The organism is Polaromonas sp. P3_B1, assembly GCF_056402935.1.
Window position 1 is genome coordinate 15,663 of the sequence record NZ_JBFUGK010000001.1, and the last position, 20,114, is coordinate 35,776.

At 63.6% G+C, this 20,114-nt stretch carries 20 protein-coding genes; 9 read left to right on the top strand and 11 right to left on the bottom strand.

The features are described from left to right. The first annotated feature begins 309 nt into the window (after positions 1-309). Entirely contained in the window at positions 310-1,827 is a 1,518-nt protein-coding gene (locus AC1DXS_RS00075; protein ID WP_477735560.1) for a PglL family O-oligosaccharyltransferase, read from the top strand. Between the two features lie 9 nt (positions 1,828-1,836). Here AC1DXS_RS00075 and moaC read toward each other — a convergent pair whose 3' ends face one another. Continuing rightward, entirely contained in the window at positions 1,837-2,322 is a 486-nt protein-coding gene (gene moaC / locus AC1DXS_RS00080; protein WP_477735561.1) for a cyclic pyranopterin monophosphate synthase MoaC, read from the bottom strand. Positions 2,323-2,363: 41 nt separating this feature from the next. On the opposite strand from moaC, the gene tfpZ reads away from it, so the two are divergent. Further along, a complete protein-coding gene (gene tfpZ, locus AC1DXS_RS00085; protein ID WP_477735562.1) occupies positions 2,364-3,143 on the top strand; it encodes a TfpX/TfpZ family type IV pilin accessory protein in 780 nt (259 codons plus the stop codon). A 4-nt stretch (positions 3,144-3,147) separates the two neighbouring features. Then, positions 3,148-4,758 (top strand): M48 family metalloprotease, encoded by a 1,611-nt coding sequence (locus AC1DXS_RS00090; RefSeq protein WP_477735563.1) that lies wholly within the window; start codon positions 3,148-3,150, stop codon positions 4,756-4,758. On the opposite strand, the gene AC1DXS_RS00095 is transcribed toward AC1DXS_RS00090, so the two are convergent. From AC1DXS_RS00095 to AC1DXS_RS00105, 3 genes are all read right to left on the bottom strand, one after another. Then, positions 4,714-5,067, bottom strand: coding sequence for a phage holin family protein (locus tag AC1DXS_RS00095; protein ID WP_413326536.1), 354 nt, complete (start codon positions 5,065-5,067; stop codon positions 4,714-4,716). The genes AC1DXS_RS00090 and AC1DXS_RS00095 overlap by 45 nt on opposite strands. Positions 5,068-5,143: 76 nt before the next feature. Continuing rightward, positions 5,144-5,593, bottom strand: a complete 450-nt coding sequence (locus tag AC1DXS_RS00100; RefSeq protein ID WP_477735564.1) for a hypothetical protein — start codon at positions 5,591-5,593, stop codon at positions 5,144-5,146. Between the two features lie 51 nt (positions 5,594-5,644). Next, a complete protein-coding gene (locus AC1DXS_RS00105) occupies positions 5,645-6,373 on the bottom strand; it encodes a TerC family protein (protein ID WP_477735565.1) in 729 nt (242 codons plus the stop codon). Positions 6,374-6,930: 557 nt separating this feature from the next. On the opposite strand from AC1DXS_RS00105, the gene AC1DXS_RS00110 reads away from it, so the two are divergent. Beyond that, complete coding sequence (locus tag AC1DXS_RS00110) at positions 6,931-7,368, top strand: DUF3717 domain-containing protein (protein WP_477735566.1); 438 nt, start codon at positions 6,931-6,933, stop codon at positions 7,366-7,368. A gap of 56 nt (positions 7,369-7,424) precedes the next feature. Further along, on the top strand, positions 7,425-7,727 hold the full coding sequence (locus tag AC1DXS_RS00115) for a DUF2007 domain-containing protein (protein ID WP_477735567.1): 303 nt from the start codon (positions 7,425-7,427) through the stop codon (positions 7,725-7,727). 104 nt (positions 7,728-7,831) lie between these two features. Here the strand turns inward: AC1DXS_RS00115 and purB are convergent, their stop codons facing one another. After that, positions 7,832-9,223, bottom strand: coding sequence for an adenylosuccinate lyase (gene purB, locus AC1DXS_RS00120; protein ID WP_477735568.1), 1,392 nt, complete (start codon positions 9,221-9,223; stop codon positions 7,832-7,834). A 125-nt stretch (positions 9,224-9,348) separates the two neighbouring features. On the opposite strand from purB, the gene AC1DXS_RS00125 reads away from it, so the two are divergent. After that, positions 9,349-9,966, top strand: a complete 618-nt coding sequence (locus AC1DXS_RS00125) for a glutathione S-transferase family protein (protein ID WP_477735569.1) — start codon at positions 9,349-9,351, stop codon at positions 9,964-9,966. Between the two features lie 380 nt (positions 9,967-10,346). Here AC1DXS_RS00125 and AC1DXS_RS00130 read toward each other — a convergent pair whose 3' ends face one another. Further along, positions 10,347-10,934 (bottom strand): glutathione peroxidase, encoded by a 588-nt coding sequence (locus AC1DXS_RS00130; protein ID WP_477735570.1) that lies wholly within the window; start codon positions 10,932-10,934, stop codon positions 10,347-10,349. A 262-nt stretch (positions 10,935-11,196) separates the two neighbouring features. On the opposite strand from AC1DXS_RS00130, the gene AC1DXS_RS00135 reads away from it, so the two are divergent. Genes AC1DXS_RS00135 through rfaE2 form a run of 3 tightly spaced genes read left to right on the top strand, consistent with a single transcriptional unit; the run spans position 11,197 to position 12,932 of the window. Next, positions 11,197-12,066, top strand: a complete 870-nt coding sequence (locus tag AC1DXS_RS00135; RefSeq protein WP_477735571.1) for a ferritin family protein — start codon at positions 11,197-11,199, stop codon at positions 12,064-12,066. Between the two features lie 44 nt (positions 12,067-12,110). Continuing rightward, a complete protein-coding gene (locus AC1DXS_RS00140) occupies positions 12,111-12,416 on the top strand; it encodes a Rid family hydrolase (protein WP_477735572.1) in 306 nt (101 codons plus the stop codon). Positions 12,417-12,425: 9 nt separating this feature from the next. Beyond that, positions 12,426-12,932 carry a D-glycero-beta-D-manno-heptose 1-phosphate adenylyltransferase gene (gene rfaE2 / locus AC1DXS_RS00145; RefSeq protein WP_477735573.1) on the top strand — a complete coding sequence of 169 codons (507 nt, stop codon included), beginning with the start codon at positions 12,426-12,428 and terminating at the stop codon, positions 12,930-12,932. A 16-nt stretch (positions 12,933-12,948) separates the two neighbouring features. Here the strand turns inward: rfaE2 and AC1DXS_RS00150 are convergent, their stop codons facing one another. From AC1DXS_RS00150 to AC1DXS_RS00170, 5 genes are all read right to left on the bottom strand, one after another. Further along, entirely contained in the window at positions 12,949-14,193 is a 1,245-nt protein-coding gene (locus AC1DXS_RS00150) for a beta-ketoacyl-[acyl-carrier-protein] synthase family protein (RefSeq protein ID WP_477735574.1), read from the bottom strand. Positions 14,194-14,220: 27 nt separating this feature from the next. Further along, complete coding sequence (locus AC1DXS_RS00155) at positions 14,221-14,460, bottom strand: acyl carrier protein (protein ID WP_007870140.1); 240 nt, start codon at positions 14,458-14,460, stop codon at positions 14,221-14,223. Between the two features lie 117 nt (positions 14,461-14,577). Beyond that, on the bottom strand, positions 14,578-15,624 hold the full coding sequence (locus AC1DXS_RS00160) for an SDR family oxidoreductase (RefSeq protein WP_477735575.1): 1,047 nt from the start codon (positions 15,622-15,624) through the stop codon (positions 14,578-14,580). A gap of 158 nt (positions 15,625-15,782) precedes the next feature. After that, complete coding sequence (locus AC1DXS_RS00165; protein ID WP_477735576.1) at positions 15,783-18,899, bottom strand: efflux RND transporter permease subunit; 3,117 nt, start codon at positions 18,897-18,899, stop codon at positions 15,783-15,785. A gap of 11 nt (positions 18,900-18,910) precedes the next feature. Then, positions 18,911-20,080 (bottom strand): efflux RND transporter periplasmic adaptor subunit, encoded by a 1,170-nt coding sequence (locus tag AC1DXS_RS00170; protein WP_477735577.1) that lies wholly within the window; start codon positions 20,078-20,080, stop codon positions 18,911-18,913. Between the last annotated feature and the right edge of the window lie 34 nt (positions 20,081-20,114).

Sequence of the window (20,114 nt, forward strand, 5' to 3'; positions counted from 1 at the left end):
AGAGGGTGTGCATATTTCTTTGGTGATGGCTGGATGTGCCGGCCCGGGAGGCTTGTTCGTACGCGGTTTTCAAGGCGAAACGACACGATGCTAACGCATGGAAGCGAGAAAAAGCGTTGCCGTTGCGCATAGGGTGACTTGCCGGTGCAAGCTGGCAGACCGGCGGCAGGGGTTGCCTGACAGCCGCGCTTGCCATTCGCCTGCGCGAGGGTAATCCCCAGCGCCCGGATCAGTTAATCTCGCAACTTTCGGTCTTGTTCTTACCGTTTTGGTGAGTGCTCGCGTCGAGCATTCCGGCGTCCCACACCTATGCAATTGATCGCCATTCTCTTTCTGGCACTCCCCTGGCTCAACCCGCTTGCGCCCGGCCCCTCGCCGGGCGTTGTGCCCTGGTTGGTGTCGCTCGCTGCGGCGGCTGCCCTGGTGTGCCTGGCGTCGATGCGTGCAATCTCCGCCCAGCCCGCAGGTGCAGCCTCTTTTGCCCAACGTTGGGTGGCGCCGGCTGCCTGGGCCTGGCTGCTTGCCGGCCTGGTCAGCAGCCTGATCGGGCTGCTTCAATACTTCGGTGCCACGGCGGCGTTGGGAGCGTGGGTGAGCCAGACGCCGGCGCCTGGGGAGGCGTTTGCCAACCTTCGCCAGCGTAACCAGTTTGCCAGCCTTACCAATATCGCCTTGGCGGCTCTGGTGTGGGCCGCCGGCCAGCGTGCTACCGCCGGGCCTCGCCAGTGGTTGCTGTACCTGGGCGCAGGCCTGCTTGCGGCCGGTAATGCCGCATCTTCCTCTCGCGCGGGTCTCCTGGAGTTGCTGGTTCTGTGCGCCATGGCGGGAATATGGGGCGCGTGGCGCCAGCCTCGCGTTTTGCGTCTTCTGGTCACCGCGGTGCTGGTCTATTCCTTGGCAACGTTGGCGCTGCCTTGGCTACTGGGCTTGGATCCGGCGGCGCACGGCATGCTGGCCCGGCTTCGCGGCGGCGAACTGGCATGCGCGAGCCGCAAAGTGCTGTGGTCCAACGTGCTGGACCTTACTATGCAAAAACCCTGGCTGGGTTGGGGCTGGGGGGAGCTGGACTATGCGCACTACGCCAACTTGTATGCCGGGCCGCGGTTTTGCGAGATTCTGGACAATGCCCATAACCTGCCATTGCACCTGGCGGTGGAACTGGGCATTCCGGCAGCGTTGCTGATTTGCGGCCTGGCCGCGTGGTGGGTGTTCCGGCGGCGGCCCTGGCGCGAGACGGATATCGCGCGCCAGCTGGCCTGGAGCGTGCTGGCCGTGATCATGCTGCACAGCCTCCTGGAATACCCCCTCTGGTATGGGCCGTTCCAGATCGCTTTTGGCTTATGTGTGGGCTTGCTATGGCGCATTGGCGGTGAAGCTCCGGCTTCTGAGGTGCCCAGAGTACTCCGTTGGAGGAGCTTGTTGGCCGCTGGGGCGCTGGTATGTTGCGCCTACGCCGCATGGGATTACCACCGGGTCAGCCAGATTTACTTGGCACCGCAAGACCGTGATCCGGCCTACCGCGACGGTACCCTGGCAAAGATCCGGGATTCATGGCTGTTTCGCAACCAGGTCGGTTTCGCCGAACTGAACCTGACGCCGCTGACGCGCGACAACGCGGAGTGGACCTTCAACACGGCGACGGCGATGCTGCATTATTCGCCCGAGCCGTCCATGATTGAAAAAGTGATTGAAAGCGCCGTCATGCTGGGGCGGGATGACGAGGCGCTGATGCATTTGGCGCGCTACCGGGCGGCTTTCCCGAAGGAGCATGCGCGATGGGCCACGGCCAAAGCCGGCCTGCCCGAGGGCGGTGAGCGTCTGCCGTAGCAGGCGGGTTCAGGGGTTGGTGAAGCTGCCGGATTTCCCGCCGTGCTTCTCAAGCAGCTTGACGTCGGTGATGGTCATCGCGCGGTCGGCCGCCTTGCACATGTCGTAAATTGTGAGCAACGCCACCTGTACTGCGGTAAGGGCCTCCATTTCCACACCCGTCGGGCCGACGGTTTCGACGGTGGCGCGGCAGGCAATACTCGAATCGCTTTCCTGCGGCTGGAACTCGATGGCCACGCGGGTCAGGGCGAGCGGGTGGCAAAGGGGAATCAGTTCGCTGGTTTTCTTGGCGGCCATGATGCCGGCGACACGCGCGATGCCCAGCACGTCCCCTTTTTTGGCGCTGCCCTGCAGAACTATGGACAAGGTCGACGGATTCATTACGATACGGCCCTGCGCGATGGCGACACGGTGTGTGGCCGCCTTGCCCGCTACGTCAACCATATGGGCCTGGCCTTGGCCGTCAAAGTGGGTGAGTGCGGGAGGGAGAGCCATGCTTTTACGAAACCTTTACAACGGGCCCTCATCATAAGACCATGTTTGTGACTCAGAGTCCTCTCAAGAGCCGTTTGCTGGCGGCAGGTGTGCATTTGGGTATCAGCGTTGCGATTGCCGCTCTCGCGGCGGCGCTGGTTTTTTGGGTCTGGTACCCCTACCCATACCGGGAGATTTCAGGCGGCCGCGAGCTGTTCATGATCTTGGTGGCCGTCGATGTGGTCATGGGGCCTCTTCTGACGCTGGCAGTGTTCAATGTCAAAAAGGGCGCCAGGCTGCTGCGCCTGGACTTGACGGTGATCGGCTTGTTCCAGCTGGCCGCTCTGGCTTACGGCTTATGGACGGTCGGCGTGGTGCGTCCCGTCCACCTGGTGTTCGAGATAGATCGTTTCAGGGTGGTCCATGCCCTCGAGGTGCCCAAAGGAGAATTGAATCAGGCACCCGCCGGGCTGGGTACGTTGCCCTTGACGGGGCCGACACTACTCTCCGTTCGCGATTTCAAGAATGCCAAAGAGCGCTCTGATGCGACCTTTGACGCTTTGGGAGGCAACCCACTTGGCGCTCGCCCAGGTTTCTGGCAGCGCTACGATCAGACCAAGCCCCAGGTCCTGGCGCGCGCAAAGCCCTTGGAAGACCTCAAAAAACGTTTTCCGGCCCAGGCGGGTGACATCGACGCCGCATTGAAGGCTGCCTCGGGCGGAAGTGACAAGGCCAGGCAGGTCGGCTATATCCCGATGGTGGGTCGGAAAACATTCTGGACGGTTCTGGTGGATTCCAACACTGCAGAGGTGATCGCTTTTGTACCCATTGATTCGTTCTAAGCGGATGCGGCTGCCCGCACCTCGTCCTGTGCTGGCCAGGCTGGCCTTGGCCGTGCTGGCATGGGCGGCCTCTGCCAACCTTTCCCTTGCGCAAGCCCCCGCAGCCGCGCCCGGCACCACCACAGGCTCCCTGCCTTCGCTGGGTGAAACTTCCGAGTTGGCGGCGGCGGCCGAGCGGCGCGTTGGTGATCGCATTGCCGCGAGCATTTACCGGGACCCGGATTACATCGATGACCCGGTGCTGACCGACTACCTGCAAAGCATCTGGCTGCCGCTGGTAGCGGCGGCGCGCACCCGTGGGGAATTGCATGCCGAGCTTGAGGAGCGTTTTGCCTGGCAGGTATTCCTGATCCGGGACCGGAGCATCAATGCCTTTGCCCTGCCCGGGGGCTACTTCGGCGTGCACCTGGGCCTGATCGCAGCAGTTGGCAATGCGGATGAGATGGCCGCCGTGCTCGGCCACGAACTCAGCCACGTGACACAGCGGCACATTTCGCGCATGCTGACGCAGCAGTCGCGGCAGACGCCGTGGATGATTGCTGCGATGGTCCTGGGCGCCCTGGCGGCCGGGAAAAACGGCGACGCCGCCAGCGCCGCCATGGTCGGCGGCCAGGCGGTTGCGGTGCAAAACCAGCTCAATTTCTCCAGGGACATGGAAAGAGAGGCCGATCGGATCGGCTTTGGCGTCATGACGGACGCCGGCTTTGAGAGCCGCGGTGTGACCACCATGTTCGAAAAGCTGCAGCAGGCTTCGCGCCTGAACGACAACGGCTCCTTCCCCTACCTGCGCTCCCATCCGCTGACCACCGAGCGGATTGCCGCCGCGCAGGCGCGCGTGCAGCTGGCCTCCGCCGAGGCTCAAAAGCCCTCGCAGGAAAAACTGCTCGAGGCCGGCAAGGCCCGCGTGCTGCACGCCATGATGGCTTCGCGTGCGCGCATTCTGGCGGCACCGGGAGTCGATGCGCTGCGGTCCATGGTGACGGAAGCCCAGCGCCGCACTGCACCCCTGGTCCTGCAGTCGCCGGCTTCGGCGGACAACGTGCGCGACGCCGGGGTTGTGTACGCAGGCGCCTATGCGGCAGCGCAGCTGCGGGACTTCGCGGGCGCCCGAAGTTTGCTGGCAAGGCTCAGGCCGCTGGTGGCCGGGGTGCCGCAGGCGGCCGGCGCTGCGGATCTACTGGCCGTTGACATCGATCTGATGGCCGGCGTGATCCCGGCTACGGCTGCGACTTTCGATATTTCAAAGGCAGCGTCCCGTGCGGAGGTGTTGACTCAAGCGCGTTCGTTGTTGGCGGCGCAACGGGCCCAGGACGTCTCCAGCCGGTTGCAAACCTGGGTGGCAGCGCATCCCAAGGATGCGACGGCCTGGCAGCTGCTCGCGGTCGCCTACGGCAACCAGAACCAGAATGTGCGGGCGATCCGGGCCGACGCGGAAAGCCGGGCGGCGCAGCTGGACTATCCGGCGGCGCTGGACCGTTTCAAGGCGGCACAGGGCCTGATGCGCAGCAATCCAGGCAGCGCGGACTATGTGGAAGGCTCCATCCTCGACACGCGAACGCGCCAGACGGAGTCACTTATCAAGGAACAGGCGCTCCAGGACAAAGTCGATCACTAGCTGCAGCGCTGAATAAATCAGCGAGCCTATCAGCGCTGCAACGAAGCCCGTCACGTTCAGGCTGCTGGTCAGGCTGGCCGCGGCCCAGAACATGAGCGCATTGACGACGAAGAGGAACAGCCCCAGCGTCACCAGCGTCACGGGCAGCGTCAGCAGCACGAGGATGGGCCGCACGACCATGTTGAGTGCGCCCAGCACGGCGGCTGCGATCAGCGCGCCGGTAAAGCTGCTCACCACTACACCCGAATACAGGTAGGCGACCGCCAGCAGGGCGGCCGCGCTGAAAATCCATTTGAGTATGAGTTTCATGGCCAAAGAATACCATCGGGCCGCCTAAAGAAAAATGCGCCCCTGGGGGCGCATTGGCAGGGGATGGCAGGGCCCGTCAGTCAGTCGCCACCAGCAAGCCGGCGCCCGCCAGCGCGGTGGCGTAACCCAGCACGCCCTTGCTTTCCTGGGCCTGCGTGGCCGTGACAGGCTGCATGTCCTGGCCGAACTTCGGCCGGCGGGCATCCAGCACGCGTGCGGCGCCGTGCTGTTTGATCAGGGACTCGGTCTGGCTCATCAAGGTGGTTTGCGCCAGCTGGGTCAGCACCGTGTCCCCCTCTTGTTCCAGCACCGGCGCCAACTGGGCGAAGACTTTTTCCGCCCATTTCCCGCGCCAGCTTTCGCGCGCGCTGTGCGTCACCCATTTGCTGACGCGGTGCGTCACGCGGGGTGCGCAGCCAACCACGATCCAGCGGGTGGGGTTGCGGGTGCCGCCTGTGGGCAGCATGGGTTGCAGCATCTGCAGGGCATATGCAGCGTCGTCAACGTACACGATGATGTTGTCCATGAAGTTCTCCTTGAGTTGTCGTCGTTTTAGAAAGCTTGCTGTTGGCCGGGTTCAGTGAGGGATCAGGTCTGCGTCGCGGTTGGAGCGGCTGCGCCGGGTGGCCCACCAGCCCGCACCAAGTACGCCGGCCACAGCTACTGCGTAGGTGATCCATGTGGCGGCCGTGTGCAGGGTCGCGGCTGAGGGCAGGGCACCGGGTCCACCGTAAATCGGGTCGAGGAGTTGCTCGCTCACGATCATCTTGGCGGCGGTAAAGGCCAGCACGGCGGCGCCGATGTTGATGATGGCGGGGAAGCGTTCAACGAGCTTGAGCACCATGGTGCTGCCGAATACCACGATGGGAATGCTCACCAGCAGGCCGATGACGACCAGGTCGAAAGAGCCGTGCGCGGCACCGGCTACGCCCAGCACGTTGTCGATGCCCATCAGCGCGTCGGCCACCACAATGGTTTTCATCGCGCCCCAGAAGGTGCTGGCGACGGGGCCGTCGTGTTCCTTGTCGCCCTGATCGGCCAGCAGTTTGTAGGCGATCCACAGCAGGCCCAGGCCGCCTACCAGCATCAGGCCGGGGATTTTCAGCAGCCACACCACGCCGACGGTCATGGCGGAGCGGACCACAATGGCCCCCACGGTGCCCCAGACGATGGCTTTCTTTTGCAGGTTGGGCGGCAGGTTGCGCGCGGCCAGGGCGATCACGATGGCGTTGTCGCCGGCGAGCACCAGGTCAATGAGGATGATCGCCAGCAGGGCGGACCACCAGGGGGCGGTAAATAGTTCCAAAGCTCACACTCCATATCAAGTTTCGACTTGGAAATTCGCGCGAACGAATTTCCGGATTCGTGAAACCGGAATAGGCTTGTGAATGGTTCGGGTCAGGGAACTGGTGCCGCGAACGCCTCGATCAAACCTGTTCAGGTTTCAATCGAAGGTCTGGCTCGACATGCAGTGTCGCTGCATGCCCAACAAGCCGGAAGTGTGAACTTCGTAATGACGACTTGCTGTTAGCGATTTTGCTGTGGTGTCTGTTATCGAATATTGCAGCAAAACGAGGGAGTTACTCCCCTTCGTCTGCGTATTTGACAATAAAAAAGATTTTTTTGCAAATCCTCGGTTTTTCGCCCGGACCTGCGCGCGATTGCCCTATGGTGAAGGCTCGACAGGGGTTTGCGGCTGTAGCTGCAAGGGCAATGAGGGATGGCCCTCAAATCCCGCGAAACCAAACCCGCGTCCGGAGAGCGATTTTGCCGTCTGGCAGATAATGAACGGCCCGGCCCTGCGGCTTCGCGCATTCCTCTTTCCAGGCGCGGCCAGCCACCCCTCATTGGTACTTATTTTCCATGCCCGGCATCCACATCACCGATATCGAAGCCGCCATTAACTACTGGCGGGAAAAAAAGCCTTCGCCCGACGGCGTGACGCTGGCGTCGGAGCTGCGGGCCTTGGCCGAGGTTTATGCGCTCATGGTTTTCTACCATGAGGACGAGGCCGACGAAAAAACCTTCCCGCCCAAAGCGCTCGCGGCCTGGCGCGCCTGGTATGACACCACCGCCGACACGCCCTGCATCGCCATCTGCTCGACCAGCCAGGGCGATGCCCAGTGCAAAGGCTGCGGCCGCACCTTCGACGAGGTGCAGCGCTGGCCCGAAATGACGCCCGGCGAAAAGCGCGGCACTTGGCGGCGCATCACGCAGGAGGCAACTGCCTGGCGTTTTGGCCGTTATGCCGACAGGGCGCTGGAAGGAAAAACACCCGCCCCAGCTGACGAAAAACCCTGATCCAGTCAGCTATCAATTTTGTAGCGACTGGCGGCGAAGCTGGCTACACTGGATGCATGCTCAGACTGGCCCGCGCTCCCAATATCGCCATCGCCGCATTGTGGGTGGACGCCTTGCAACAGGCCGGCTTTGCGGCCAGCGTGCAGCGCTACTTCCTGGGAAGCGTGGCCGGCGAGCTACCACCCGACCAGTGCCTGCCCGAAGTCTGGCTCACGCACGACCACGAAGAGGCGCGCGCGAAGGAGTTGCTTCACAGCTTGCAGAACATGCCGCAGCGGCGCTGGCTGTGCGCTTGCGGCGAGACGGTAGAGGGTGGATTCGAGCAGTGCTGGAACTGCGGCGACGACATGCCAGCTTGAAGAGGGTGCCCAACCAGGAGGGGCCGCGGGACTGGCTTTGCCAGACCGCAGGCACCGCCCCCTGGAAGGGTGGACAGGCTACGCGCAGTGAGCCTGGACGGGCGTTAGACTCTTTTTGCCAACTCGGCCGCCAGGCCGACGTAGCTGCCGGGCGTCATTTCCAGCAATCGGGTTTTCTCGGCCTCCGGAATTTCCAGCGAGCGGATCAGCGCATGCAGGTCTTCGGCTTTCACGGTTTTGCCGCGCGTGACTTCCTTGAGTTTTTCGTAGGCGCCCTGCACACCGTAGCGGCGCATGACGGTCTGGATCGGCTCGGCCAGCACTTCCCATGAGTTGTTGAGGTCCTCGCTGAGCGCTTCGCGGTTCAGCTCCAGCTTGTTCAGGCCCACGCTCAGGGAGTTATAGGCCAGCACGGCATAGCCCAACGCCACGCCCATGTTGCGCAGCACGGTGGAGTCGGTCAGGTCGCGTTGCCAGCGGGAAATCGGCAGCTTCTCGCTCAGGTGGCGCAGCAGCGCGTTGGCCAAACCGAGATTGCCCTCGGCGTTCTCAAAGTCGATCGGGTTGACCTTGTGCGGCATGGTGGACGAACCGATTTCTCCCTCCTTGAGGCGCTGCTTGAAGTAACCCACGCTGACGTAGCCCCAGATGTCGCGGGCCAGGTCGATCAGGATGGTGTTGGCGCGCGCCACGGCGTCGAACAGCTCGGCCATGTAGTCGTGCGGCTCGATCTGGATGCTGTAAGGCTGGAAAGTCAGGCCGAGACCCAACGGCTCTGGCGTTTCGATCACGTTGCGGCTGAAGGCTTCCCAGTCGAATTCGGGCCAGGCGGACAGGTGGGCGTTGTAGTTGCCCACGGCGCCGTTCATTTTTCCCATTAGCTTGACAGCGGCGATCTTCTCGCGCGCATTGGCCAGGCGCACGACGACATTGGCGATTTCCTTGCCGACGGTGGTCGGGCTGGCGGTCTGGCCATGGGTGCGGCTGAGCATGGGCTCGCCGGCAAACAGGTGGGCCATTTCGCGCAATTGGGTAATCACTTTGTCGAGCGCGGGCAGCACGACCAGGTCGCGGCCGCTTTTGAGCTGCAGCGCGTGGCTGGTGTTGTTGATGTCCTCGCTGGTGCAGGCAAAGTGCACAAACTCGCTGGCGCCCTTCAGTTCCGGCCTGGCTTCGAATTTGGACTTGATCCAGTATTCGACGGCCTTCACGTCGTGGTTGGTGGTTTTTTCGATCTCCTTGATGGCCGCGGCATCGGTTTCAGAGAAATTTTTGACCAGGCCCAGCAAATAGGTGCGGGCGCCCGGGCTGAGAGGTTTGAATTCGGCGAATTTGGCGTCGGACAATGCGATGAACCAGGCTACCTCCACCTGCACACGGCGGTGCATATAGCCCTGCTCGGACATCAGGGGACGTAATTGGGCGAGTTTGCCGGCGTAGCGGCCGTCCAGCGGGGAGATGGCGTTGATGGTGGAAAACGGGGTGGAAGAGCTCATCCTCCAATTGTAGGGGCGGGGCCCGCGAGACTGTCCAGATTTGCGACGTTTGGAGGGCCCTGTCAGCCCGGGGCTGGGCTTACTCGATAGAATGCACTTCCCTCGGACCACGATCTCACACCACCATGAAACTCATCGGATCCGCCACCAGCCCCTATGTGCGCAAAGTGCGCATCGTAATGGCCGAGAAAAAGCTCGACTTCCAGTTCATCCTGGAAGATGTCTGGGCGGCGAACACCACCATCGGCGCGTCCAATCCCCTGGGCAAGGTGCCCTGCCTGGTCATGGAAGGCGGCGAAGCCGTGTTCGACTCCCGCGTGATCGTCGAATACCTGGACACCCTGTCGCCCGTCGGCAAGCTGATTCCGACCCAGGGCCGTGAGCGCGCTGAAGTCAAAACCTGGGAAGCCCTGGCCGACGGCCTCATCGACGCTGCCATCCTGGCGCGCCTGGAGGCCACCTGGAGCGGACGCGGCGCCAAGCAGCGCAGCGACGCCTGGATCGACCGCCAGATGGGCAAGATAGAGGCGACCCTCAAGGCCATGAGCACCGGCCTTGGAGACAAGGCCTTTTGCAGCGGCATCCATTTCAGCCTCTCGGATGTGGCGGTCGGCTGCGCGTTGGGTTATCTTGACCTGCGCTTCACGCAGATCAACTGGCGTGAGCTTTATCCCAATCTGAATCGGCTGCAAGACAAGCTGATGCAGCGCCCCAGCTTCGCGGAGACGATTCCGCCGGGCTGATATTGAGATTGAGGGCGCGCCTTCAAGCCCTCGCCGCAGCAGGCCGATACAGGATCGGCTGACCGCAACGCGCAAGACGCACCGCCTGTAGCGGTGCCTTGCCGGCTGGAATATAAAAATGCTGCGAAGCGCCCCGGCGCGAACGAGGGAGGGAGGGAGGAGGAGGAGCGCCCCGGGATTGCAGCTGAACCTGGACGGCTCAGAAGGCTTCGCAACAATGAAACTGTTCGGTGCCAGCGCTGCTTGTGACGGCAAATGCGCTTGCCCAAGTATGAGCGCACAAAAGGCCCGGAGTTCCCTGCGGCCACAGTCCATCAGGTAAATTTTTGTTAACGCACTGCAGGCCAGCGCACGGGTCGAGAAACGGCGGTGCCAGCCTGTCAAGGAAGCGCAAGCTGCTTCTCGATCTCCTGGATAAAGGAGCGGCTGGCCGGGTCGGCCATGGAGTTGAAGCTGGTGACGCTGCTGCCGTCTCGCGCGATCACGTATTTGTAGAAATTCCAGCGAGGGGCGGTCCCTGTCTTCGCCGCCAGTTGCTTGAAAAGCGGATTGGCATCTTTGCCGGTCACGCTGGTCTTGGTGAACATAGGAAATTTCACCCCGAAGGTGTTCTCGCAGAAGTCCGCGATTTCCTTGTTGCTGCCGCTTTCCTGCGAAAAGTCGTTGGAAGGAAAACCCAGCACCACCAGCCCCCGGTCCTTGTATTTGGCATGGAGTGCCTCCAGCCCCTGGTATTGGGGCGTGAAGCCGCAAAAGCTGGCGGTATTGACCACGACCACCACTTTCCCACTGTATTGGCATAGCGACTGCGGCTTTTCGTCCTGCAGGCGCAAAAAGTTTTGTTGCAAAAGACCTGGGCAGGCAGCGGGCGTCGGGCCAGCCGGGGCGGCCGACGCAAGAGTGCCGGCCAGCAGGGCGCCGCAACAAATCACGGCCCGCAGGAGGTTTCGGGGTTTGGAAGCGGGCATGGTTAAACTCTCGGGCATTTGGGTGGATGGCAGCTTGATTCTGGCGCTGTTCGGTTCACGGCACAAATCGGCTGAAGGGAGACCCTACAGCCTCAAGTAGGTAAACACGCCGGAATAAGCCCGAATTTGCCTGATTTGCCGGTAAATTGCCGACAAATCGCAAGTTGTCACATTAGCCGCCTAAAATCACCCCTAATACCCAGGATGCGCCCAATAGCGTCCAAGGCAGATTTACCGCGAATTTGATCGCGAAGGAGTTCACATGCTTTACCCCGAACTGTTCAAACAACTTGAATCCGTCCGTTGGGACATGGACAAAGACATTCCATGGGCCAGTTTTGATCCGGCCAAGCTGACCGACGAGCAGGCCCAGACCATCAAGATGAACGCCATCACCGAATGGTCCGCCCTGCCCGCCACGGAAATGTTCCTGCGCGACAACAAGGACGACAGCGATTTCTCGGCCTTTATGTCGATCTGGTTCTTCGAGGAGCAAAAGCACTCGCTGGTGCTGATGGAATACCTCAAGCGCTTCCGGCCCGAACTGGCTCCGACGGAACAAGAGCTGCACGAAGTCCGCTTCGAGTTCGAACCCGCGCCCGCACTGGAAACCCTGATGCTGCATTTTTGCGGCGAGATCCGCCTGAATCACTGGTACCGCCGCGCCAGCGAATGGCATACCGAGCCGGTCATCAAGCAGATCTACACCCAGTTGAGCCAGGACGAAGCGCGCCACGGTGGCGCCTACCTGCGCTACATGAAGCGCGCCATCAACAACTTCGGCAATGAGGCGAAAACTGCTTTCACCAAGGTTGGCGTGCTGATGGCCAGCGCCCGCCGCACGGCGCAAGCCCTGCACCCGACCAACCTGCACGTGAACAAAAGCCTGTTCCCGCGCGACACCATCCAGAGCCGCCTGCCCAACCCGGAATGGCTGGAGCACTGGCTGGACACGCAGATCAAGTTTGACGCCGTGTGGGAAGGCAAGGTGGTGGAGCGCATTCTGCACAACCTGAGTCTGCTGCTGAACCAGAGCTTCAAGACCGTGCAGGAGTTGAACCGCTACCGCAAGGAGATCGGCAAGGAGCTTGCCGATTCCATCACCGCCAAGCCCTCGCCCGCCGGCGCCTGATGCAGGACTTGCGCTGGCCGAGTGCCGCCGGTGGCAGGAGCCGGGTGGTTGCCCGGGGCGCACAGGTGTTCGCGGTGGCGAACGCCAGCGACGCTTCGCTGGATTTCGATGCACAGCTTGCGCAGACCCTTGAGATGCTTGACGCCCACCTGGCGCATGTGGGCGCTTCTCGCGCATTGCTGCTCAGCGTGCAGATATTCCTGGCCGACATGCAACACAAAAACCAACTGGATATCGCCTGGCAGAAATGGATAGGCGACGACAGCGCAGCTTGGCCCCAGCGCGCCGTGGTAGGTGCCGACCTGGACGGCGGCCTGCTGGTGGAGATCGTGGCCCAGGCCTTCCGTTAAAGTCGCGGGATGCCCAGCGATCTCCAGCCCCCCCAATTCCTTCAAAAAATCGTTTCCCGCGCGGATGCACCGGGGCGCCTGGCCGCGCTGCCCCGGCCCGTCGTCTTCACCAACGGGGTGTTCGATGTGCTGCATCGCGGGCACGCAAGCTACCTGGCCCAGGCGCGCTCGCTGGGCGCCAGCCTAGTGGTGGCCCTGAACACCGATGCCTCAGCCCGGCGGCTCGGCAAGGGGCCCGACCGGCCGCTTAACAATGAGCAGGATCGGGCCATCATGATGGCGGCGCTGGAGTCGGTGAGCCTGGTGACCTGGTTTGATGAAGACACGCCACTGGAGCTGATTTCCGAATTGCAACCCGACCTGCTGGTCAAAGGCGGTGACTACGACATGGACAAGCTCGCGGAAACGGCGGTGGTCAGGGCCTATGGCGGCGACGCCCGGGCGATCCCGTTTGTGGATGGTTACTCGACTACCGCGCTGGTGAAGAAAATCAGGGCTACGCAGGGCGGCGCCTGAAGCCGGCGCCGCGACCTCAGGCGGCTTTGGCGATCAGCACGGCATTGGAGCCGCCGAAGGCGAAGGAATTGGACATCACCGCGCGCAGGCCCTTGGCGCTTCGCGGCGTCAGCGGGACGTAGTCCAGGTCGCAGCGAGGGTCGGGATGGTGCAGGAAGGCCGTGGGCGGCACTTGCCCGGCACGCAGGGCCATCACGCTCGCGATGAATTCCATGGCGCCGGCCGCACCCATGGCATGGCCGTGCACGCCTTTGCTGGAGCTGATGGGCAGGCTCATGGCCAGCTCCTGGAAGGCCAGCTTGATGGCGCTGGTTTCCACCACGTCGCCTACGTCGGTCGCGGTGCCGTGGGCATTGAGGTAGCCGATGTCGGAGGCTCGCATTCCCGCATCCGCCAGCGCCAGTGTCATGGCGCGCGCCTGGCCCTGGGCATCGGGTTGCGTCAGGTGGTGCGCGTCGGTGGTGGAGGCGTAGCCGCTGAGCTCGGCCAGGATGGTGGCGCCGCGGCGCTTGGCGCTTTCCCACTCTTCCAGCACCAGCATGGCGGCACCTTCGGCCAGCACCAGACCGCTACGGTCGGAGGAGAAGGGGCGGCAGGATGTTTCGGGGCCGTCGGCGTGGGGCTTGGCCAGGGTATGCATGGCTTGCCAGGCCTTGATGGTGCCGCGGTTGAGCAGCGCTTCCGAACCGCCGGCCAGCATGGCGTCGGCATAGCCGTGGCGGATTTGCCGGAAGGCTTCGCCGATGGAGGCGGCCGAGGAGGCGCAGGCGTTGGAGATGGTGCTGCTCGGCCCCTTCAGGCCGAACTCCATGGAGACATGGGCGGCAATCGCGTTGTTCATTGCCAGCACCACGGTCATGGGGCGCAGGCGGGCGACCTTTTGCTCGAGCAGGGCCGTGTACGCCACATCGGTGGAACTGGCGCCACCGCTGCCCGTGCCCAGGGATACGCCAAAGCGTTCGGCGGCAAAGCTGTTGTGCACGGCGGTGAGATCACTCAGGCCGGCCTGCGACATGGCTTCACGACCCGCGACCAGCGCAAACTGGCTGACGCGGTCCATGGTCAGCAAGCGGGCGCGCGGGAAATGAGGGTCGGGATCAAAATCGATCGCGCCGGCCAGCACGCTTTCGGTGCCGGTGGGAAAGGGGATGTCGACGGCGCGGATGCCGGAGCGGGCGGTCAGCAGGGCGTCAAAAAAAGCCGGAGTGCCGGTCCCTACGGCGGAGATGACGCCCAGACCCGTAATGGCAACGCGACGCATGGATGTCCTGGGGCGCCCGCCAGGGGCTTAAGCGGCGGGCTTGCCCGATGGCAGCAAAGGCTCGATCAGCTGGACCATTTCGGCCAGGGTCCGGGGCGGATTGGCCTGATCGGGAATCTGGATGCCGAACTGGTCTTCGATCTGGAAGAGGAATTCGATGACCGCCAGGGAATCCAATCCGAGGCTTTCCAGCGTGGCATCAGGCAGCAGTTTTTCCTCGCTGATGCCAAATGTCTCGGCAAAAAGTTTGATCAAATCAGAATTCATCACCCAACCAGTACGTGTATATGCAAAGCGTCATTGTCCCACCATCGCCGTGACAGCTGACCTCTCTGTTCAAACCTCTAGGTCATTCTACAAAAGCGGTGGCGTTGTTTTTGTGCTTCAGGGGGTGTACATCTGCCGGACGGCATCCGACAGGCTGAACGTTCCCAGGAGCTCTCCTAAATAGCTGACAGGCGCCGGCGCAACGGCCGCCGCGCCGATTTCGGCGCGCAAACGGGCGTTGCTGAACACCGCATCGGCTGTCAAAAAAGGCAGGTAGGGTTGCAGTGCCTCGAACATCCAGCGCTGGCGGGCGAATTTGGGTGTCGGCACAAAATCGCGCCCCCGCATCACCAGCTTGCCTATGCCCGGCATGGTGGCCGTCAACTCGTCGGCCAGCGTCTTGAACGTCATGGAGTCTTCGCCGGTTGACACGTGATAGCAGTCATGGGCCAGTTCACCCTTGAGCAGCATTTCGGCGAAAGCGCCGGCGATGAAGTCCACCGGCGCGAAATCGAGCCTGGCCAGGGGATCCAGGGGAACGTCCCCCAATTCGGCCATCACGGGAATCGACCACAGCATGTTGCGGGAAAGCTTGGCGTCGTCGATGCCGCGCGACAGCACGATTCCGGGGCGCAGGCTGACAAAGGGGCTGCCGGCGGCCCGCAACAGGGTTTCGGCGTCGCGCTTGGACCGGATGTAGTCGTTGGCATACCCGGCGAAGGGCATGTCTTCGGTGATCACGCCGCGCGGCTCGGTGGTGACGGCAGCGGTGCCGACAAAAAAGCCGCGCTGCGAGGGGGCCAGGTTTTTGAGGATGCCGGCAAACTGCTCGGCCGCCTTGATATTGATAGGGTAAACCCCTGCGCCAGGCTTGAAGGAAGTGCTGGCCGCCGAGTGCAGGATCACGTCGGCGGACTGCAGCACGGCCGCGCTCAGGCCGAAATTGGGTTCGACGACGTCGCCAGCCTCGGCGGACACCATGTCGGCGAACTCGGGCTTCCACAGAACGCTCTTTTTCAGGCGCTCCATGAGGCGGTCACGGGCTTGGTTCGAATCGGCGGCGCGCACTACAGCGGTGCTGTAGACGCCGCGCGCGGCCAGAAGAAGCATTAACTCGCCGCCAATCAGGCCGGTTGCGCCCGAAAGCAGTACGCGTTTAGACATGTGAAGAAATGTAAAGCTGAACCCAGAAGTATAAGCCAGCCCACGTGGCGGGGGCGCAAAACCCCAGTCGGCGAAACCGTCTAAATCGGCACATTTCGCACGTTGGCGTGGCTTTTTTGCGAGGCAGCAGCCTTTCGCTTTACCTACCTCTTCCCAGGCTATTCGCTGGCCCGTGCCGGGGCCGGGGTCTCCTTGGGCGCCTCGTGCCTGCCACGAAGCCGGCGGGCGGTGCGCTGGATGAAATGCTCCAGGTCGTCGATATAGGTGAACACCGCCGGCACCACCAGCAGACTGAGCACCGTGGAGGTGATCAGGCCGCCGATCACGGCAATCGACATCGGTGAGCGAAAACTCGGGTCGGCCGCCCCGAAGCCGAGGGCGATAGGCATCATGCCCGCGCCCATGGCCAGTGTGGTCATGATGATGGGCCGCGCGCGCTTGTGGCAGGCGTCCAGCAACGCATCCCAGCGCGACATATTGTGGTCGCGCCGCGCCACGATGGCGTATTCCACCAGCAGGATGGAGTTTTTGGTAGCGATGCCCATGAGCATGATCAGGCCGATCAGCGAGGGCATGGAAAAGCTCTTCTGCGCGATCAGCAGGCCGACAAAGGCGCCGCCCAGGGACAGCGGCAGCGCCGCCAGGATGGTTACCGGGTGCAGGAAGTCCTTGAACAGCAGCACCAGCACGATGTAAATGCACAGCACGCCGGTCAGCATGGCCAGGCCAAAGCTGGCGAACAGCTCGCCCATGACTTCCGCGTCGCCGATTTCCACCACTTTCACACCGGCGGGCAGGTTCTTGATGGCCGGCAGCAGCTTGACAGCCTCGGTGATGTCACCCAGGGCCCGGCCCGACAGCTCGATCTCGAACTTGACGTTGCGTGAGCGGTCGTAGCGGTCTATGACTGCCGGCCCACCGGTGATTTCCAGCGTGGCCACCTGGCCCAGCATGACAGGGCCGACGCCGGGCTTGACGCTGGGCACGGCCAGGCGCTCCAGCACGCTCAAATCCTTGCGCGCCGCATCGTCGAGTTTCACCACGATGGGCACCTGGCGCTGCGAGAGGTTGAGCTTGGGCAGCGATTCCTCGTAGTCGCCCACCGTGGCAATACGCAGCGTCTCGCCCATGGCCGCGCTGGTCACGCCCAGGTCGGCCGCGCGCGCGAAGTCCGGCTTGATGGCGATTTCGGGCCGCACCAGGCTGGCGCTCGATGAAATATTGCCCAGACCCGGAATGGTTCGCAGGTCTTTTTCCACCGCCAGCGCGGCGGCCTGCAAGGCATTGGAGTCCTCGGCCGTCAGCACCAGCATATAGGCCTCGCCGGAGCCGCCCAGCCCGACCTTGCTGCGCACGCCGGGCAGCGATTCCAGCGCCGCACGCATCTTGTTTTCGATGCCCTGCTTGCGCGGGCGCTCGCTGCGCTCATCGAGCAGCACGGTGAGCGTGGCCTTGCGGGTTTCCGCCGCGCCCTGCATGGCGAACGGGTCGCCACCGGCCGTGCCTCCGCCTATGGTGGTGTAGACATTCTTGACGTGCTCGACCTTGCTGACGAGCTGGCGCGCGTGTTCGGCCGATGCCTTGGTCTGGGCCAGCGTGGCACCGGGCGGCAGTTCCAGGTAGACCTGGGTCTGCGAGTTGTCGTCGGCCGGGATAAAGCCCGTGGGCAGCAGCGGGACCAGTGCCACCGACCCGAAGAAAAACAGCGTGGCCATGGCCATGGTCTTCACGCGGTGGTGCATGCACCAGGTCGCGGCGCGCATGTACCACCGCATCCAGCCCGGATCGGTGTGCGTGCCCACCACGGGCTTGAGGATGTAGGCCGCCATCATGGGCGTGAGCACCCGTGCCACCACCAGCGAGGCGAACACGGCCAGCGAAGCCGTCCAGCCGAACTGCTTGAAGAACTTGCCGGCCACGCCGCTCATGAAGGCGGTGGGCAAAAACACCGCGATCAGCGTGAAGGTGGTGGCCACCACGGCCAGCCCGATTTCGTCGGCCGCTTCCATGGCGGCTTCATAAGGTGTTTTACCCATGCGCAAATGGCGCACGATGTTTTCCACCTCGACGATCGCATCGTCCACCAGGATGCCGATCACCAGCGAGAGCGCCAGCAGGGTGATCACATTGATGGAAAAGCCCAGCAAATGCATGCCGATAAAAGCCGGAATCACAGACAGCGGCAGCGCCACCGCGGAAACAAAGGTGGCGCGCCAGTCGCGCAGGAACAGCCAGACCACCAGCACTGCCAGGATGCCGCCCTCGTAGAGCAGGTGCATGGAGCCGTCGTACTCCTCCTGCACCGGCTTGACGAAGTTGAAGGCCTCGACGAGTTCCACATCGGGGTGCTGCTGCTTGAGCTCGGCCAGCGCCGCCTGCACGGCCGCACCCACGGCAACTTCGCTTTCGCCGCGGCTGCGCGCGACCTCAAAGCCCACGACGGGCTTGCCGTCCAGCAGCGCGGCCGCGCGCGGCTCGGCCGTGGTGTCGATCACGGTGGCGACCTGGTCCAGCCGTATGCGCCGGCCGTCGCTCAGGGCCAGCTCGATGCCGGCCAGTTCGGCCGCCGATTTCACCGTTGCCAGGGTGCGCATAGGCTGCTCGCTGCCGCCCAGGTCGGCGCGCCCGCCGGCGCTTTCCGTCTGCACCTGGCGCAGCTGGCGCGAGATGTCCGACGCCGTGGCGCCCAGGGCCTGCAGGCGGGACGGGTCCAGCGCGACGCGCACTTCGCGCGAGACGCCGCCCACGCGGTTGACCGCACCCACGCCCCGCACAGCCAGCAGCTTGCGCGAAACGTCATTGTCGACAAACCAGGACAGCGCTTCTTCGTCCATCCGTGGTGAGCGGATGGTGAAGGCCAGCACGGGCTGGCCGGCCAGGTCCATCTTGGACACGACCGGATCGCGCACGTCGGCAGGCAGGTCGCCGCGCACCTTGGACACCGCGGCGCGCACGTCGTCTACGGCTTCCTGCACGGGTTTTTCGAGCCGGAACTCGGCCGTGATGGTGGCGCCGCCGTCCTGCACCTTGGTGTAAATGTGCTTGAGGCCCTGCACCGTGGCGATGGAGTTTTCAAGCTTGCGCGCCACTTCGGTTTCAAGCTGCGCGGGTGCCGCGCCCGGCAACGAAGCCGAAACGGTCACCGTCGGCAGGTCGATGTCGGGAAAGTTCTGCACCTTCATCGCCCTGAAGGACAGCATGCCGGCAAAGGTCAGCAGCACAAACAGCATGACCGCCGGAATCGGGTTCTTGATCGACCAGGAGGAGACATTCATGAGCCTGCTCCTTATTTGTTGGCTGCTGCCACCGGCTTTGCGGAGACTGTGGCAGCTGTGGCGGGAGCCGTATCACTCACCCTGACCAGGTCGCCGTCGTTCAGGAAGCCCGCGCCGCTGACGATGATGCGCGCGTCCGCGGCCAGGCCGGAGGTGATCTCGACCCGGTCGCCGGCCAGCCGGCCTGTCTGCACCTTGAGCTGGCTGATCCGGTTGTCCGCATTGAGGCGGAACAGGTAGTTGAAGCCATCGCGCACCACCAGCGCCGGCTGCGGCACGGTGAGCGCGGGCGTCTCGCCCAGCTCAAACTCCCCGCGCGCGAACATGCCGGCCTTGGCGGGCGACGCCATGCCGGCGGAAACCGGCAGGTCCACGTAGACCAGCGCCGCGCGGGTCTGCGGGTCCACGCTGGGGGCGATCATGCGCACCCGGCCCTTGAGTTCGGCGCCGCTGGCGGCCACCACCCTGGCGGTCGTGCCGGCTTTGATGCGGCCCAGCTCGGCCGAGGTGACCTCGGCGCGCCACTCGAGGCGGCCGCCGCGAATCAGGCGAAACAGTTCGGTGCCCTGCGGCACCACCGAGCCGACGGTTGCGGTGCGCGCCGAGATCACCCCGCTGTCGGGCGCCAGCACCTGCGTGTTCCTGCCGCGCAGTTGCTGGGCGTCGAGCACCGCCTTGGCCGCCTCGACGCGCGCCTTCGCGGTCTGTTCGGCGGTGTTGTACTGGTTGATCTGCTGGTCGCTCAGCGCGCCAGAACTCGCCAGGGTGCGCGCGCGCGCTGCGTTGTCGGCCGCGTCGGCCGCGTTGGCCTGTGCCTCGATCAGGCTGGCGCGGGCCTGCGCGGTGTCGGCTTGCACGCTGTCGCCCGAGAACACCGCGAGGACCTGCCCGGCCTTGACCTGGTCGCCGACGTTGGCTTGCACCTGCACCAGCCGCAAGCCGTTGGACTCGGACCCTATCACGGCCTCCTGCCAGGCCGTGATGTTGCCGTTGGCGCTCAGCCTGACGGGCAGACTCATCCGCTGCGGCAGCGCCGTCGCGACGGTCAGCGCCGGCTTGGCGGTGGGCGGGGCATCGCCTTTGGCTTCCGAACGGGAAAGGAAGAAGGCGGCGCCTCCCGCCACCAGCACGGCAGTTGCGATCAAGGCAATGGCAAAAGGGGTGGGCTTGAGTTTTGGCATGGTGTGCAGGGCTCAGTCAAAGATGGCGGAGTGA